This is a genomic window from Elongatibacter sediminis (assembly GCF_037892215.1).
GTDB lineage: Bacteria > Pseudomonadota > Gammaproteobacteria > Xanthomonadales > SZUA-36 > Elongatibacter > Elongatibacter sediminis.
In genome coordinates, this window is sequence record NZ_JAZHOG010000005.1 from 152,252 (window position 1) to 169,144 (window position 16,893).

The following is a 16,893-nucleotide window of genomic DNA, read 5'->3' on the forward strand; positions in this document are numbered from 1 at the left end:
CGCTCAGAGCCCACCTGGCGGGCGGAGGAATCATCCAGTGACCCGGACAACCCATGATGTCGTCATCGTCGGCAGCGGCATTATTGGCATCACGATCGCGTGGGAGCTCAGAAAAGCCGGCCGGGAAGTGTTACTGGTCGATCGTGGCGAACCCGGAATGGAATGCTCTTACGGAAATGCCGCGCATTTCGCCACCGAGCAGATCTTCCCCATCGCCAATCCCGACAATCTGCGCAGTCTGCCCCGTTACCTGCTGTCGCGCGACAGTCCGCTCACATTCAGGCTCTCCAGCATCCAGCACGTTCTGCCGTGGGGCATCCGTTACCTGCGTGCCTGCCGCGAGCAGGCGTTCCGGCACGGGAGTCGCGCGCTGGCTGCTTTGAACGAACAGGCATTGCCAGCCTGGAGGGCGCTGCTGGAGGAAATCGGATCCCAACACCTGCTGCTGACACCGGGAACACTGCAACTGGCCGAAACGCCCAGGGGCGGATCGGAGCTGGAAACATTGCACCGAAACCTGCTGGACCATGAGGTCGAATCCCGGCTGCTGGGATCCAGCGAAGTATCGGAACTGCTTCCCGATCTTCCACGCCGAAGCTATACCGGACTGTACTTCCCCCATACCGCGCATTGCCATGACCCCTTTCGGTTTCTCAAGGAGGTTTACAACGCCTGCCTGGACCGACAGGTCGGTTTCCTGCGCGAGGAGGTACACACCCTGTCGCCCCGGAGCGACGGCTCCGTCGACGTTGTCGGTGCAGATCAGACGCTTACCGCTGGTAGCGTGGTGATCGCCTGCGGGGTCCACAGCGCACGGCTTCTGAAGCCACTCGGATACCGGGTCCCCCTGATCGCGGAACGCGGCTACCACCTGATTCTGTCCGAGCCCGGTATGGATTTGGGACTGCCCGTCACCCTGCACGAGCGGCAGTTCATCATGACCCCGACGGAAACCGGGGTCCGGCTTGCCGGAACCGCTGAATTCGCTCACCCCGAGGATCCGCCAACCATGCAGCGTGCCTCCATGCTGTTTCACCAGGCGAAGCACGTTTTTCCGGAACTGATTTTGAACAGCAGTTCGCAATGGATGGGGTGCCGACCCACCCTTCCGGATTACCTGCCGGTCATCGACCGGCTCGAATCCGCCCCGCGCGTGTTTGCATCCTTCGGTCACGCACATCTGGGACTGACCCAGGCAGCGATTTCGGCACAACTGATCACCGATATGCTGATGGACCGTGAATGCACCATCGACCCGAGTCCCTTCACGGTGAACCGGTTTTGACGAAAGCTCGCGAATGGCACGTACCGGCTGTAGATTTGTGCATGCAGCCGGCCGGAACGAGCCAATTACCGTCGTTCTTTGCTCTTAATAAAATATACAAATACAATTACACCAACGGCGGCATCACCTGACAAGCATTGAAACCCGATGGCTGGACTGGAAAAAAAGACAATCACGACGCTGGTTCTCGAGCAGATACGCGAAATGATCCTGTCGCAAAAACTCAAGCCGGGAGAACCTCTGCGGCAGGTCGCGATTGGCGAAGAACTCAACGTGAGCCGAATTCCCGTTCGTGAGGCATTGCTTCAACTCGAAGCGGAAGGACTGGTCAAGTTCACGCCCCACAAAGGCGCCGTCGTCACCGAAGTGGAACCCGACCAGGTCGAAGAGATTTTCGACCTGAGAGAAACACTCGAGAGCCGGATATTCAGTCTCGCCTTTCCGCGTATTACGACCGAGGACCTGGAAGAGGCACAGGGTGTTCTGGACCGCTTCGAAACCCTGCTACAGCCGGGTGCGGACATCAGTGAGTGGAGCAAGCTCAACTGGGAGTTCCACGAAGCACTTTATCGGCCCGCCCACCGCAAACGTACCCTGCAGTTCATCAAGATGTTGCACGCCGATTGCGACCGCTACCTGCGGATGCAGATTTCCCTGTCAGGCAGTTACGAAGATGCGGATCGCGAGCACCGTCAACTCCTCAAACTCTGCAAGGCTGGCAAGAAACGCGAGGCCGTACAACTGCTCAAGAGTCATATCCGCAAGACCGGCTCCGATCTGGTGCAGGCTCTCGACCGGGCCGACTGACAGTCCTCCTCACATCGGGAAATCACGATCGCAGTCATGCATCTGGATTCCTGATTCGGATCGATACCACCAGGAATGGTGGCCTACGAACATTGATAGGATTCATGAACGCCTGTGCCTCCGGCATCGAACTGTGGGTCATCGCGCAAATGAATCTGGCTCGCTGACGGGCCGACCTGTGCCACGTAAAATGGGGCGTCACCAGCGCCCCAGAGCGGGTGACCGGGTTTTTCAGTGCCGGGTATCGCTCCCCGTTCCCGCTCTGGCCGGTGAATCCCCCACCTGTTTGAGGTCCCGAAACAGCTGCGCGTTGGGGCAAAAATCATTCGCCCCGGGAAGTTCGCCCGCCAGCCAGCGTTCACAGACATCTTCGGACTGACACTTCTCGCAACGATGCCGGACCCGCTTCGCGATCGTCTCGAAGTCGTGTTCATCGAGGATTCTCGGATTGAGCCCGTTGCGCCGCAGCATCCGTCGCATGCGCCGCTGCGACATGTCGGACTTGTACAGCAGGAACAAACCGGTAAACGCCGCGGCGGTGAACACCAGTGTGATTGCGATAACGTAGCCGTTCATGTGGGAGAGCCTGTGTAAACCACCTTTATTAACGGTGAACCAATCCCACAGGACTGCCATGACTCAAGTCACCCAATGCGCGGTTGAGCCTGCCCGCATTCGATCGCGGCGGCGCCCTTGCAGCGCCGCCGCTGTTACCGTGGTTTCGATCAGAGATCGAAGCGGTCGAGGCGCATCACCTTGGTCCAGGCCGCCACGAAGTCCTGCACGAAGCGGTCATCCGCGTCGTCGGCCGCATAGGCCTCGGCGACCGCGCGCAGCTCGGAGTTCGATCCGAAGATCAGGTCGACCGGGGTGGCTGTCCACTTCACGGTGCCGCTCGCGCGACCACGGCCTTCGTAGATGCCTTCCGTGGTCGACTTCGACCAGGCGGTGGACATGTCCAGCAGGTTGACGAAGTAGTCATTGGTGAGCTCGCCCGGGCGATCCGTGAACACACCGTGTGCCACGCCGCCGGCATTGGCGTTCAGCGCGCGCAGGCCACCGACAAGCACCGTCATCTCCGGTACCGAAAGCGTCAGCCGGTTGGCCTTGTCGACCAGCATTTCGGCCGGCGAGTGCCGGCTGCTTTCGCCGTAGTAATTACGAAAACCGTCCGCGGTCGGCTCGAGGACCGCAAAGGAGTTCACGTCGGTCTGTGCCTGGGTGGCGTCGGTCCGGCCGGGCACGAACGGTACCGTCACCTCGTAGCCGGCATCTCGGGCGGCCTTTTCGATGGCCGCGGCCCCGCCCAGCACGATCACGTCGGCCAGCGAAACCCGCGTGTCGCCGGACTGTGAGCGATTGAAGTCCCGCTGTACCGATTCGAGCTGTTTCAGCACTTTGGCCAGCTCAGCCGGATCGTTGGCCTGCCAGTCGTTTTGCGGCGCGAGGCGGATACGCGCCCCGTTGGCGCCGCCGCGCAGGTCGGTGCCACGAAAACTGGAGGCCGCGGCCCAGGCCGTGCGCACCAGTTGCGGCACGGTCAGGCCGGAATCCAGGATATCGGCCTTGAGTTGAGCAACGTCCCCGGCGCCGATCAATTCGTGATCAACCGCCGGCACCGGATCCTGCCACAGCAGGTCGGTATCCGGGACTTCGGCACCCAGGTAGCGGGTGCGCGGGCCCATGTCGCGGTGCGTCAGCTTGAACCAGGCCTTGGCGAAGGCCAGCCGGAACGCCTCCGGGTCTTCCTGGAACCGCTTGGCGATCTTGCGATACTCGGGATCGAACTTCAGCGAGAGGTCGGTGGTGAACATGATGGGCGCATGCCGCTCCGAGGCGACGTGCGCATCCGGCACGATGCGCAGCGCATCGGCGTTCTCCGGCACCCACTGGACGGCGCCGGCAGGGCTGCGGGTCTGCACCCACTCGTGGGCGAACAGGTTGTCGAGGTACTGCGAGGTCCAGGCGATGGGGTTGGCCGACCAGGCACCTTCCAGGCCACTGGTGATGGTGTCTTCCGCGTTACCCTTGCCGCATTCGCTCATCCAGCCAAAGCCCTGCTCCTCGATGCCGGCGGCCGCCGGCTCGGCGCCCACGCAGTCGCCGGGCTTACCGGCTCCATGGGCCTTGCCAAAAGTGTGCCCGCCGGCGATCAAGGCGACGGTCTCCTCGTCGTTCATGGCCATACGGCCAAAGGTGTCACGAATGTCTCTGGCCGCCGCCACCGGATCGGGGTTGCCGTTGGGACCCTCCGGATTCACGTAGATCAGGCCCATCTGCACCGCGGCCAGCGGATTTTCCAGCTCCCGCTCGCCGTGATATCGCTCGTCGGCCAGCCATTCGTCTTCCGGGCCCCAGTACACGAGGTCCGCTTCCCAGTCGTCCTCACGCCCGCCGGCGAAGCCATAGGTGGTGAACCCCATGGACTCCAGGGAAACATTACCGGTCAGCACCATCAGGTCGGCCCAGGAAAGGCTGCGGCCGTACTTCTTTTTCACCGGCCACAACAGGCGCCGGGCCTTGTCGAGGTTGGCGTTATCGGGCCAGCTGTTCAAGGGTTCGAATCGCTGTTGCCCGCCCCCTGCGCCGCCGCGGCCGTCCGCCACCCGATAAGTGCCGGCGCTGTGCCAGGCCATGCGGATCATGAAGGGGCCGTAGTGGCCATAGTCCGCGGGCCACCAGTCCTGGGAAGTGGTCAGGACGGTTTCAATGTCCTGTTTCACCTCGTCGAGGTCCAGGGCGGAAAATGCTTCGGCGTAGTCGAAGTCCTCGCCCAGCGGGTTGGACTCCGCGCCATGCTGGCGCAACGGACCCAGGTCGAGTTGCTCGGGCCACCAGAAACGATTGGTCTTCGTCATGGATTCGGCGAATACGGGCGCCGTCGCGACCGTGGTCGACAACGCGATCGCCAGAGCGGCGATCAGATACATGCTTCGATTGATCATCATTGGACTCCCGGTTCAGGATGCCTATCGGCTTACCTTAAACATAGTCCCACTGGCGACACGAAAGCGAATTGTTATTTCAGATGGAGGCAATCGCTGGAAGCTATCGCCCTCGTCCTCATGGCGTCTGAATATTTGGCGACGCCGATCGGCTTCAGCGGACCCAGGGTGTCCGGGCCGGCCCGGCAGCCGGCTCACCGCACGCTGATCTGCACCTGGCTCGGCCGGCCAGAACGGTGCATCATTGATCTGAATGCAAGGAAACGCTGACCTGCTTTGACCCATAACATCATTCTAATCCTGGTGGCCCTGGCGACGGCTACCTGGCTGTTCCGGCCCGCGCTACTTCATTCAAAGACCTGGCGCGCCACCGTGACGCCACTCGCATCGATCATCGGGTCTGGTTTTCTGGTGGCGGGTCCGATTCTGGCGCACGCGGCAGGGAATTTTGCCGTGCTCGCCATGCTCGGGCTGTGCGGACTTGGATACCTGTTCGGCGCGGCCATTCGCCACAACATCGCGCACATCGAAAATAACGCGAATTGGGCCCGGCTGCCGCTGGTCCGAAGTCTCGAACTGACTTCTGACCTCGCACTCACTGCAGCCTATTTCATTTCCGTCGCCTACTACGTGAGTCTGTTCGCGGCCTTTGGATTGCGCCTTGGCGGGATCGTCGACCCGTTGTGGATTCGCATCGGCGCCACCGCGACGATTGCCCTGCTTGGGCTGGTTGGCATGTCTGGCGGCCTGAGGGCACTGGAAGATCTCGAGGTCTTCACGGTGGGCATCAAACTGGCCGTCATCGCCGGCCTGATCTCCTTGCTCGCGTTCGTCGAAACCCACTCCGCAGTTACCGGCGCTTATGTGTGGCCAGACATCTCGGGCACGTCGAACGGCGACAGTGTCCGCATTCTTCTGGGTCTCGTGATTCTGGTCCAGGGATACGAAACCTCGCGCTACCTCGGCAACTCTTATGATGCCGGCCTGCGTATCCGAACCATGCGCCGTGCCCAGTGGATCTCGACGCTGATCTACATCACTTTCATACTGTTGTTGACACCCTATTTTACCGGTGACCTTCCCGAGCAGGGTGGCGAAACAGCCATCATCGACATGTTGCGCCCGGTCGGACTCGCCGTTGCCCCGGCAATCATCCTGGCGGCCCTCGCCTCCCAATCATCGGCCGCGATCGCCGACATGAACGGCGCAGGCGGCCTGATCTACGAAACTTCCGGGAAGCGCGTTTCGGTCAATGTCGGCAATCTCATCGTGGCCACCATCTCGATCGGCATCATCTGGGTGGCCAACATCTATGAAATCATCACCTACGCCTCGAAAGCGTTCGTTGTTTACTACGGTTTGCAGGCCGGATTGGCGGCATTTTCCGCCCACCGGCTGAAACAGCATGGCCGAGCCAGCCTGTTTGCGTTCTGTATTCTCTGCGCCGCCCTCATCATCGTCCTCGCCAAACCGCCTGCAATCTGAATCCCCGGCCCCGGCCCATGCCAAACCGGACCCCAGGCCCGCAGCGGGCATCGTTGGGGCCCGGCATCCGCGCCCGGAGCAGACCCGGAAGACCTTTTCCAGCCTTAAGGCTTCCTTAAGGTTCGGCACGTAGGCTGTCCAACATCGTTATAGCGAGTATGCCTGCGATGGTTGCAATAAACGCCTGTGTGCAAGATGGGGTTTCACCCCGAACCCTGAAGCGTGTTTCGCGCTTACTGTCGCCGTGCCCGGAATTTGATCTGTGCCTGCCGCGATCCACGGATCGCCTTGATGTCACCAATTACATCGCGGGCCAGTTTCGCCGGGCGCACCAGGCGGAAATTCACGACTTCATGCCAGCCTTGCTGACCATGCGCTGCCAGGCACACATCACCGCTGTAGCCGGGATACGGCCGGCAGCTCAAAGCCGTCTTTTTCTCGAGAATTACCTGGACACCACCGTGGAAACGAAGCTTGGCAAGCGAGTTGGCGAGCCCGTGACGCGCGAGGGGATCGTTGAGCTCGGCAACCTGGTTTCGACCGAGGGCGGCGCCAGCCAACTGCTGTTTCTGCTGCTCACGGGTCTTTTGCACAGCGCCGGATTCTCCTGGGCCACGTTTACGGCGACACTCCAGGTCAGAAAGGGTGTTGAACGTCTTGGCCTGAAACTCCACACACTCTGCCCGGCAGACCCGGCACGGCTGGAGGGTTCGCAACAGTCGGACTGGGGTTCTTATTACGACAGCAAGCCGATGGTCTACGCCAGTTCGGTGAAAGCCGCCTTGTCCAGACTGACCCGCAGCCGTTTGCATGCAGCACTGCTCGGCTTGCTGCAGCAGCGAATACAGGTGCTGACGCCATTGCTTCAGACCGGACAGCCACTGGTGTCCACCCGTGCTTTCACCGCTTGATTCGGCGGCAGCCTCGCAACGAATCGTTGCCCGCGATGTCAACGGCGCCCTGACCGGGCAGGCCCTCGCCGCGCGCGTCCGGCAGCTGGCCGCTGAACTGAACGAGCACCGCATCAGGATTCTGGCCCTGCAGTCCGACAACGGTATTGCCTGGCTGATGGTGGACCTGGCCTGTCAACTGGCCGGTATCTGCCTGGTGCCACTGCCGGGCTTTTTCAGCTCCTCCCAGCGCAAGCACGTGATACACAAGGCGAGCGTGGACGCCGTAATCACCAATGCGATCCCGGAGTATTCCGGTGACCCGGAAACCCGCGTTTCGGAACTGAAAACGCCGCTGCCAGACGCTTTGCAACTGCTCCGATTGCCGCCTGGCGATACAGATCCGGAGATGCCCCCGGGAACACAGAAAATCACGTTTACGTCCGGTTCAACCGGCCAGCCGAAAGGGGTTTGCCTGAGCCTGGAACAACAGCTGATCGAGGCGCGGGCACTGGCCGACCGAGTCGGGCTCGCACAGCCACGGCACCTTTGCCTGCTGCCGCTCGCGACCTTGCTGGAAAACATTGCCGGCATTTACACGCCACTGCTCTGCGGCGGTGAAGTATGCCTGCCCGGCCTGGCCGAAGTGGGTTTCACCGGCAGTTCGTCGATTGACCCGCAACGATTCCTGACCACGCTGGAACGATGGCGGCCCGACAGCATCATCCTTACGCCACAGCTTCTGCAGCTGACGGTCAGCGCCGCCGAAAGCGGCTGGACGCCGCCTTCCTCACTGAAGTTCGTAGCCGTGGGCGGAGCCCGCGTCGCGCCGGGCCTGCTGCAGCGCGCGCAGCGACACGCGATTCCCGCTTTCGAGGGTTACGGTTTGTCTGAATGCGCTTCGGTGGTCAGCCTCAATACACCAGCGGAACGGCAGACGGGCAGCTGCGGCAAGGTCCTGCCACATCTGCAGGTGGGCATCGAGAACGGAGAAATCATGGTTTCCGGAAACCCCATGCTCGGATACCTCGCTGAGCCGCAATCCTGGGGGCAGAGCCACATCGCGACCGGTGATCTGGGCCGTGTGACGGACGACGGTTTCATCCAGATCAGCGGGCGGCGCAAAAACCTGCTGATCTCCAGCTTTGGCCGCAACATCAATCCGGAATGGGTCGAGAGTGAACTGCTGGCCGATGGTGACCTCACCGAGTGCATCGTCTTGGGTGACGCCCGCCCCTATTGCGTTGCCCTGCTCTCGCCTCGGGATTCGGGCACCAGCGACCAAAGCATCGAACAGGCCGTCGAACGCGCGAACAAACGTCTTCCCGATTACGCCCGGGTCAGGCGCTGGAGTCGCCTGCCCCGGCCACTGCACAGCCAGACCCACTTGTTGACCGCCAACGGCAGACCGCGCCGCGCGGCCATCCAGAGGCAATTCGCGCCGCAGATCGACTCCCTTTACGCAAACGCGGATGGCCTTGGCCAATCTCAAACAATGGATCGATGGAAAACCGCATGACTTTTTTTGAAGAACTGCAAAACGAAACCCGGGCTCAAAGGCAGGAACTGCTGGCCGCGCCGCTGATTGGCAAAGCACTCGCCGGCCGGATTTCGCTCGACGAGTATGTCGCATTTTTGAGCCAGGCTTATCACCACGTAAAACACACTGTGCCCTTGCTGATGGCCACGGGAGCCCGCTTGCCGGAACGCTACGAATGGCTGCGCAACGCGGTCGCCGAGTACATCGAGGAGGAACTGGGCCACCAGGAGTGGATACTCAACGACATCGCGGCCTGCGGCCACGATGCTGAAGCGGTCAGAAACGCCTCGCCGCTGATGCCCACCGAACTGATGGTCAGCTATGCCTACGACACGGTACAGCGTGGCAACCCCGTCGGCTTTTTCGGCATGGTTCACGTGCTCGAGGGAACCAGCATCAGCATTGCGGACGAGGCGGCCAATCGCATCCGCGAGTCCCTGGGATTGCCCCGCAAAGCATTCAGCTACCTGTACTCCCACGGCGCGCTGGACGTGGAGCACGTGAAGTTCTTCGAAAACCTGGTCAATCGGATCGACGACTCGCGTGATCGCGCACGGATCGTGCACTGTGCCCGGGTGTTCTACACCCTGTACGGGAACATCTTCCGCGCGCTCGATGCTCCCTCCGGACACACCCTGGCGGCCTGATGATGCCCGCGACCCCCATTCCGGAAGGACTCCATGAACGTTGAAAACACGAAGGCACTGCTTACGGGCGCTTCGGGAGGCATTGGCCGGGCCATTGCGAACCGGCTGGCGCAAGGCGGGGCGCTTCTGACCCTGGTGGGAAGAAACCAGGAAACCTTGCAGGACCTCAATCGGTCCCTGCCCGGAAAACACAGGGTATTGGTGGCCGATATCACCACCCAGACCGGCCGCGCAGCGGTGCTTGAACACGCGCGGGCGCAGGAAACTGCAATGCTCATTAACGCGGCCGGCGTGATGGACTTCCAGTTTGTCGAGCAGCAGAGCAGCGCCTGCATCGAGCAGATGATCACCACGAACATGCTCGCGCCGGTCTTGCTGTGCCACAGCCTGATCCCCGTCCTCAGGCAGCACGAGCAGGCGGCCATCGTAAACATCGGCTCGATATACGGCAGCATCGGCCACCCTGGCTTCAGCGCTTACTGCGCCAGCAAGTTCGGCCTGCGCGGATTTACCGAGGCATTGCAGCGTGAACTGGCCGACAGCCCCATCCGGGTGCTGTACCTCGCCCCACGCGCCACCCTGACTGACCTGAACACCCGGGCGGTTGACGATTTGAACAAAGCACTGGGCAACAGCGTGGACCGTCCCGAACAGGTGGCCGAGGAACTGATGAACGTTCTGGCCCGATCCCGCAGGCAACGATTCATGGGTTGGCCTGAGAACCTGTTCGTGCGGTTGAACGGACTGTTCCCCGGCCTCGTGCACAACGCACTGGTCAGGAAACTGGCCATTATTCGTCATCACGCACAAACCTGATTGAAGGAGCGTATCGAAATGAGTAAGTCAAAAACCCTCTCCTGTTTACTGCTGTTGGCGCTGCTACTCTGCTTCCAAGGGCCTGCCCTGGCGCAGTTGGACCCGGATGTTCAGCGCTTGCAGAAACGCTGGGCCGAAATCAACTATCAGCTTGCCGGAAAAACCCAGGAAACGGCCTTCAAATCGCTGGTCGAGGAAGCGGAACAGGTCACCCAGGCTCATCCGGACCAGGCAGAGGCGTGGATCTGGAGCGGCATCATCAAATCCACTTACGCCGGCGCCAAGGGCGGGCTGGGTGCACTCAAGTACGCCAAGGCTTCCCGGAAAGAGTTGGAACACGCGCTGGATCTGGACTCTGACGCACTGCAAGGATCGGCTTACACCAGCCTGGGCACTCTGTACTACAGCGTTCCGGGCTGGCCCGTGGGTTTTGGCAATGACGAAAAAGCCGAATCCCTGCTCCTCAAAGCCCTGGACATCAACCCGGACGGCATCGACAGCAATTATTTCTACGGCAGTTTTCTGCTCGACCAGAAGCGCTATGAAGAGGCCCGAAAATTTCTGATGCAAGCCCGTTCCGCCGCGCCTCGCCCGGACCGCCCGATTGCTGACGCCGGGCGACAAGAGGAAATTGCGCTGGCACTATTGGAGGTGGAGAAACAGCTTTCTCCGTAATGCGCCCTGACGGGCGCCGTGAATGGTGGCAAAACGTCCGGTTAGCCGGGTTTACGGGAGTGGTTCATGTTGGTTTTACTGGTCGAGGACGATCCTTCGCTCGCCACGGCCCTTAAGCTGGCACTGCAAAATCAGGGTTACAGCGTCAATGCGGTGGCCACGGGCGCCGCAGCGCTGCATGTAGTGGAGTCCGAAACACCCGACTGCGTCATACTGGACCTGGGTTTGCCCGACGTGGACGGTATGCAGGTGCTGAAACGCATTCGTGCTCATCACGTGGATTTGCCGGTTCTGCTGCTGACCGCGCGATCGGACCTGGAAGACAAGATTGCCGGCCTCGACAGCGGAGCCGACGACTACCTGGCCAAGCCTTTCGAAATGACCGAGCTGTTCGCGCGCCTGCGGGTCCTGGAACGGCGGCTCAGCACCACCCGATCGTCCAAGATCACCATCGGCGAGGTCACCCTGGACATTAACAGTGGCCAGGTTTCAGTCAATGGCGAGGAAATTGAGCTGGCACGCCGCGAGTACATGCTGCTCAAGAGCCTGATGGAGAGTGCCGGGCGGGTATTGACCCGCAGCACCCTGGAATCCCGGCTCTACAGCTGGGGCGAGGAAGTGAGCAGCAATACGCTCGAAGTTCATGTACATCACCTGCGCAAGAAGCTGGGTACGCAATTCATCTCTACAGTGCGCGGGGTGGGGTACAAGGTCAAAGCGGCATGACCTCCATTCGGGTGTTTCTGGTTGTCGTCATTCTCGCCTCTCTCACGCTCTTCAGTTTCATTTCCGCCTTGCGGGGATACCAGTCCAGCATGCAGGAAGCGGATCGGCTGTTTGACAAGCAATTACTGGATACCGCCCGTCTGATCGCGAATATTCACACCGAAGAAACATCCAGAAACATCAACCATGACAGCGATATCGCATTTCAGGTCTGGCAGGGCGACCAGTTGCGGGCACGCTCATCCAACGCGCCGGACCAACCTCTGAGCCCCAGAAAGGCCGGCTTTGGCTATACCAATTTCAACGGATTTCGCTGGCGCACCATCGCGTACGCGGATATTGCCTCGCACAACTGGGTTTTCGCCGCGGAGCGGACCGACCTGCGTTACACGCTGGCAGAAAATATTATTCTGAAATCCATTTTCCCGATACTGATGGGTTTGCCGATTATCGGGTTCCTGATTTGGTGGATCGTCAGCCAGGGTTTGCGCCCGTTGCGCAAACTGGCCGACGAACTGGCTGGCAAGCAACCCGAGGACCTCAGCCCCGTGTGTCTCGATACGCCGAAACACGAGCTGGCGAAAATCATCACCTCGACCAATGACCTGTTACGGCGCCTGGAGTCGTCTTTGCAGCGGGAGAAACAGTTTGCATCGGATGCCGCGCATGAATTGCGTACACCCATCAGCACACTCAAGGTACAGCTCTATAATCTGCAGCAGGAACTGACTGTGCCGGCCGGGCAACTGGATGAACTCAAGGCCACGGCGGATCGGCTGACCCATATCATCGAACAGATACTGACGCTTTATCGCTCATCGCCGGACCAGTACAACGCCACTTTCGTGCCGCTGGACCTTGCCGCACTGGCACAGGAAGTGGTGGCGTCGGAATACGCGGGTTTCGATCTGAAGAACCAGTTGGTCGAGTTCGAGGGACACTCGTGCATGATACGCGGCGACCGTTTCGCACTGGTCAGCCTGCTGCAGAACCTGTTGTCGAACGCTGGAAAATATACGCCACACGGGGGTCGTATCGAGGTGAGGGTCATGCCGGCCTCTGCCGCCGACATACCTGCAACGTCCTCGCCTTCGTTGGCGGAAGTCGTTCTCAGTGTGGAAGACTCAGGGCCAGGCATTCCAGAAGCCCTGCGCCAGAACGTTTTCGAGCGCTTCTATCGCGTGGGGGGAGATCGGCACCCTTCGGGCGAGACGGGCTGTGGGCTCGGGCTCGCCATCGTGCGGCGAATTGCGGACCTGCATCATGCCCGGATCGAATTGTCCGTCTCCCGGCTTCACGGCGGTACCGCCATCCGGGTGTATTTTCCGGCCCTGATGGCCGACACCACGGATAAGCAGCGCGGCAAGAAAAGCGAGGGCCTGCAACCGATGGGTTCGACATGATCAGGGCGCGGTATCGTTGTGTTTCCGACCGGTCCGGATTCGTCCGGGCCATCATTTTGATGTGGATGACAATGCTGGGCAGCGCATCAGCATATGCGGCAACGCCCATTGTCGAGATTGTGATCCGCGACCACCTGTTTTTCCCCGATACGGTCGAGGTCCCCGCCAACACCAAGGTCAAACTGCTCATCGACAACCAGGACCCGACGCCTGAGGAATTCGAGAGCTACGAACTCAACCGTGAGAAAGTGATTGGCGGAAACAGCAAATCCGTTCTTTTCATCGGTCCCCTGGCGCCAGGTGAATATCCGTTTTTCGGCGAGTTCTACCCAAAGACGGCCCAGGGCAAGGTGGTGGCCAAATGAAAACTGATCCGGCGGCCGGATTTCCAATGATGGCGACCCGGGGGTCGGCATGCTGCTGAGTTCCGTCATTCTGGTTTTGCAGGAAACACTCGAGGCCGCTTTTTTGATCGGCGTGTTGACCGCCCTGGGACATCTGCAACACCGCCCCGCCCGATGGCTGCTCGTCGGCATCGGTGCAGGCCTGATATTCGCCAGCGTCTATGCGCAAAACATTCAGCTTGTTTCCGAATGGTTCGATTACGTCGGCCAGGAACTGGTGAACGCGGGTTTGCAGATCATGATTGCGCTGTTGCTGACGCTGTACCTGTGGAGGGCTCTCGACGGTTCACCGGCTGGTGAGGGTGTGTCCGGGCCCTCTGGTGCGCGCCATGGCTGGCTAATTTCCACGGCCGCTGCCTTGACGGTTCTGCTGGCCATTACCCGTGAAGGCTCGGAAGTGCTGATCTATCTTTGGGGCGTCATCCATCAAAGCGACAGTTACCAGGCCGTGCTGATTGGCAGCAGCATCGGTTTCGGTATCGGCTTGAGCATGGGTTGCCTGCTGTTCTATGCGCTGGTCAGTCTGCCCTTCCCATGGGCGATGAGGCTGGCCATTATCCTGCTGGCCCTGTTTACCGGCAATATGCTGGCGCAAGCGGTGCTGTTGCTGATCCAGGCCGACTGGATTCCGTCGACTCAACCGCTCTGGGATTCCTCCGGCTGGCTGCCGGAACATGCCCTGATGGGCCGATTGCTGTATGCGCTGGTTGGTTACGAAGCCACCCCTTCGGCCTGGGAAGTGGCGGCGTATCTGGTGGGTTTCACCGGGATCATGTGCGTCGCATGGCGCAGGCGGGCATCCCTGCGGCCGACCCTCATTCACGTGGCGAATTGAACCATGCCTGCCGTCCCCCCATCACCGCAAAACCAGCCCTCGACTCAACTGATCACCGTTACGGCCTTGCTGACGGCTCTTTTCACACCGCCCACCGCCCGGGCCGACGGCGTCGTCATCGACAAGATTTATCACCCTTATGTGCAACCGCTGGAACAGGAACTGGAATGGCGCGCGATTTTTCAGAACGACCAGCCCGGTGTATCCGACAACCTGCGGCTGTATCGCCTGGCCTACGGACGTTCGCTGGGTGACGCCTGGTTTGCCGAGATCTATCTGACCGGTCAGGCTTCAGACGACAACAGTTTCAGCGTCGATTCCTACGAGTTCGAAGCCCAGTGGCAGCTGACCGAGCAAGGAGAATACTGGGCAGACTGGGCGTTGTTGTTCGAATTGGAAAGAGAACGCGACCTCGACGCCTGGGAGTACTCCACCGGTTTGCTGGTTGAAAAAGAATGGGGGCGCTGGAGCGGCACGGCCAATTTCTTCGTCGCCCGGGAATGGGGGCCGGAAATCGTCGATGAAACCGAAACCAAGCTGGGTCTGCAAGCGCGTTACCGGTATTCACGCGCCTTTGAGCCGGCAGTGGAGCTCTACAGCGGAGAGGACACGCGCGGCATCGGCCCGGCGATGCTCGGCCAGGTCCGACTCGGCGGCCGCAAGGCGCTGTCCTGGGAAGCCGGCGCGATATTCGGCCTTGGCAGCGAAAGCCCGGATGTCACTCTGCGATTCCTGCTCGAGTTCGAGTTCTGAGCCACGCAAGACTGATCGAACGCCCGTTTGCAGTACGCATTGACGGGTCGTGTCTCGCCCCGCTGGTCGGCGGTCAGCGGCGCGCCCAGCGCGCCGAGGCAGGTGTTCAGCTCGCCGGCATCCACGGCGGCGCCACCCGGCAGCAGGGTGGGCAGATCGAAGCCCGGAACGTCGTCACCATAGTAACCCAGCGGAGCGAGTCCGGGATCGGTGCCGGGGTAGTCCGTCGCCTCGGTGGCGCAGGTACCGTCGCTGTCGATGTTGTAGCCCAGCGAGGTGTAGCCGACACCGGGCTCGAAGTCGCACTCCGAAGACACCGTACCCTCGTGCCAGGCGATGGCGCCACGCAGGGTCACGGTCGCCGCCGACACGCCGACGATGCTGCGCTGACTGTTGTCCACGAGGGTCGAGTACTGCACGGCCAGGGTCGAGCTGCTCCGCGCCTCGAACGCCGGCGCCTGGTTGTCGTACAGCGTGGTATTGTCGACGGTCAGCACGCCGTCGTTCAGCACGATGACCCCGCGGTCGTTCTGGGTGGCGTTGGCGATGAAACTGGTGCCAGTGATCCGGGACGGGGCGGCCCCGTAGAGCCACAGAAACACGATACCGCCGAAATCGCCAAAGCCCCCGTGCACGGCGTCGTAGTTTTCCTCGAACAGGCTCTCGCTGATGAAAACGTCGGTATCCCCCTGCACATAAACGGCGTGACCGCCCCGCCCGGCGGCGTTGCCCCGGAATTCGGTGCGGGTGATCGTCAGCGCGGCCAGCGGCCGGTTCACCACCGACTCGCCCAACTGGCCCTCGCGCGCGGAGATGGCGGCGCCGAGCCCGTCGCCCCCGTCGTCGGATCCGGGAATGCCCCGCGCGATGTTGTTGTCGAACACGCTGTCTTCGATGATGAGGCGCGGGTCAGGGCTGCTGAGCAACGGGCCGGCGAAAATCGCGGCCCCGCCCACCCAGTAGAGATCCGGGTGTTCGATCTGCGTGAGATTGTCGCGAAACGCGACGTTGCTGATCGTGAACTGGTTGCCGTCCATGAGTTGCAGGGCGCCGCAACAGTACTGGAAGGCGTCGGGCCGGGCCCCGCCCCCTTGCAGGGTGATATCGCTCAGTTCGAAATCGTGCGAGGTGTCTGCCATGTCCACCTTGATGAACTGGGTCAGGTAGTCCGGCCGGGACTTGAGAAACAGGGTATCCCGGCCGCCGCCCGTGATCGTCACCCGGTCGGTAATGACCAGCGGGGTCTCCAGTTCGATATCGCCGGCGAGAAACACGAAGATATCGTCGGTCTGGACCGACTGGCCGGTCTCGCATTCGTCCACCGCGATGTTCTGGTTGGCGGATTCCACCGCTTCACGCAGCGAGCAGTCGCCATCGCTGTTGAGTTCGTCTTCCAGCGTGTCGACGAAAATCAGGTTGGCATGCCCGTCCGAAATGGAAAACACGGCCAGCAGAAGAACAAGAATGTAGTACCGCATGCAGGTGGTTCCTTTGAGTCAACTCGGCTCTTACTCTTAACCTAACGACCCAGGCCGCGATTCACTGACAAAATCGCAATTTTTCTACAGCCGACTCGCCGTTGGTCCGGATTTTCTGTGGAATTCCGGCCCGTCCGTTACACTCATCATGGAACCGGTTCCAGGCGCGCAGTCCCGAGGCCGCGCGTTCATTCTGGCTGTGGT

15 protein-coding genes are annotated in these 16,893 nt (G+C 61.0%); 12 read left to right on the top strand and 3 right to left on the bottom strand.

The genetic code is table 11. The features are described from left to right. The first annotated feature begins 37 nt into the window (after positions 1–37). Positions 38–1,285 carry an NAD(P)/FAD-dependent oxidoreductase gene (locus V3330_RS09140; RefSeq protein WP_354695107.1) on the top strand — a complete coding sequence of 416 codons (1,248 nt, stop codon included), beginning with the start codon at positions 38–40 and terminating at the stop codon, positions 1,283–1,285. Between the two features lie 147 nt (positions 1,286–1,432). After that, the gene (locus V3330_RS09145) at positions 1,433–2,092 is read left to right on the top strand and encodes a GntR family transcriptional regulator (RefSeq protein WP_354695108.1); all 660 of its coding nucleotides are present in this window, start codon (positions 1,433–1,435) and stop codon (positions 2,090–2,092) included. A 231-nt stretch (positions 2,093–2,323) separates the two neighbouring features. On the opposite strand, the gene V3330_RS09150 is transcribed toward V3330_RS09145, so the two are convergent. Both V3330_RS09150 and katG read right to left on the bottom strand, forming a co-directional pair. Next, on the bottom strand, positions 2,324–2,668 hold the full coding sequence (locus V3330_RS09150; protein WP_354695109.1) for a DUF6455 family protein: 345 nt from the start codon (positions 2,666–2,668) through the stop codon (positions 2,324–2,326). Positions 2,669–2,817: 149 nt separating this feature from the next. After that, on the bottom strand, positions 2,818–5,022 hold the full coding sequence (gene katG, locus V3330_RS09155; RefSeq protein ID WP_435791747.1) for a catalase/peroxidase HPI: 2,205 nt from the start codon (positions 5,020–5,022) through the stop codon (positions 2,818–2,820). Positions 5,023–5,313: 291 nt separating this feature from the next. Between katG and V3330_RS09160 the strand changes: the two genes are divergently transcribed. The 10 genes from V3330_RS09160 to V3330_RS09205 all read left to right on the top strand — a co-directional run bounded on the left by V3330_RS09160 (position 5,314) and on the right by V3330_RS09205 (position 14,458). Then, positions 5,314–6,522 (top strand): Aq_097 family APC-type transporter, encoded by a 1,209-nt coding sequence (locus tag V3330_RS09160; protein ID WP_354695111.1) that lies wholly within the window; start codon positions 5,314–5,316, stop codon positions 6,520–6,522. Positions 6,523–6,689: 167 nt separating this feature from the next. Continuing rightward, the gene (locus V3330_RS09165) at positions 6,690–7,433 is read left to right on the top strand and encodes a thermostable hemolysin (RefSeq protein ID WP_354695112.1); all 744 of its coding nucleotides are present in this window, start codon (positions 6,690–6,692) and stop codon (positions 7,431–7,433) included. After that, complete coding sequence (locus V3330_RS09170) at positions 7,417–8,931, top strand: AMP-binding protein (RefSeq protein ID WP_354695113.1); 1,515 nt, start codon at positions 7,417–7,419, stop codon at positions 8,929–8,931. Before V3330_RS09165 ends, V3330_RS09170 begins: the two co-directional genes overlap by 17 nt. Continuing rightward, a complete protein-coding gene (locus V3330_RS09175; protein WP_354695114.1) occupies positions 8,928–9,599 on the top strand; it encodes an iron-containing redox enzyme family protein in 672 nt (223 codons plus the stop codon). Before V3330_RS09170 ends, V3330_RS09175 begins: the two co-directional genes overlap by 4 nt. Positions 9,600–9,632: 33 nt before the next feature. Then, positions 9,633–10,415, top strand: coding sequence for an SDR family oxidoreductase (locus tag V3330_RS09180; RefSeq protein WP_354695115.1), 783 nt, complete (start codon positions 9,633–9,635; stop codon positions 10,413–10,415). Between the two features lie 18 nt (positions 10,416–10,433). Beyond that, a complete protein-coding gene (locus tag V3330_RS09185) occupies positions 10,434–11,090 on the top strand; it encodes a tetratricopeptide repeat protein (protein WP_354695116.1) in 657 nt (218 codons plus the stop codon). Positions 11,091–11,156: 66 nt separating this feature from the next. Continuing rightward, positions 11,157–11,816, top strand: a complete 660-nt coding sequence (locus tag V3330_RS09190) for a response regulator (protein WP_354695117.1) — start codon at positions 11,157–11,159, stop codon at positions 11,814–11,816. Continuing rightward, a complete protein-coding gene (locus tag V3330_RS09195) occupies positions 11,813–13,219 on the top strand; it encodes an ATP-binding protein (RefSeq protein WP_354695118.1) in 1,407 nt (468 codons plus the stop codon). The genes V3330_RS09190 and V3330_RS09195 overlap by 4 nt, the downstream gene beginning before the upstream one ends. Before the next feature lie 59 nt (positions 13,220–13,278). Beyond that, the gene (locus tag V3330_RS09200; RefSeq protein ID WP_354695255.1) at positions 13,279–13,584 is read left to right on the top strand and encodes a cupredoxin domain-containing protein; all 306 of its coding nucleotides are present in this window, start codon (positions 13,279–13,281) and stop codon (positions 13,582–13,584) included. Positions 13,585–13,633: 49 nt separating this feature from the next. Beyond that, positions 13,634–14,458 carry an FTR1 family protein gene (locus V3330_RS09205; RefSeq protein WP_354695119.1) on the top strand — a complete coding sequence of 275 codons (825 nt, stop codon included), beginning with the start codon at positions 13,634–13,636 and terminating at the stop codon, positions 14,456–14,458. A 593-nt stretch (positions 14,459–15,051) separates the two neighbouring features. Here V3330_RS09205 and V3330_RS09210 read toward each other — a convergent pair. Continuing rightward, positions 15,052–16,689, bottom strand: a complete 1,638-nt coding sequence (locus tag V3330_RS09210; RefSeq protein WP_354695120.1) for a right-handed parallel beta-helix repeat-containing protein — start codon at positions 16,687–16,689, stop codon at positions 15,052–15,054. Between the last annotated feature and the right edge of the window lie 204 nt (positions 16,690–16,893).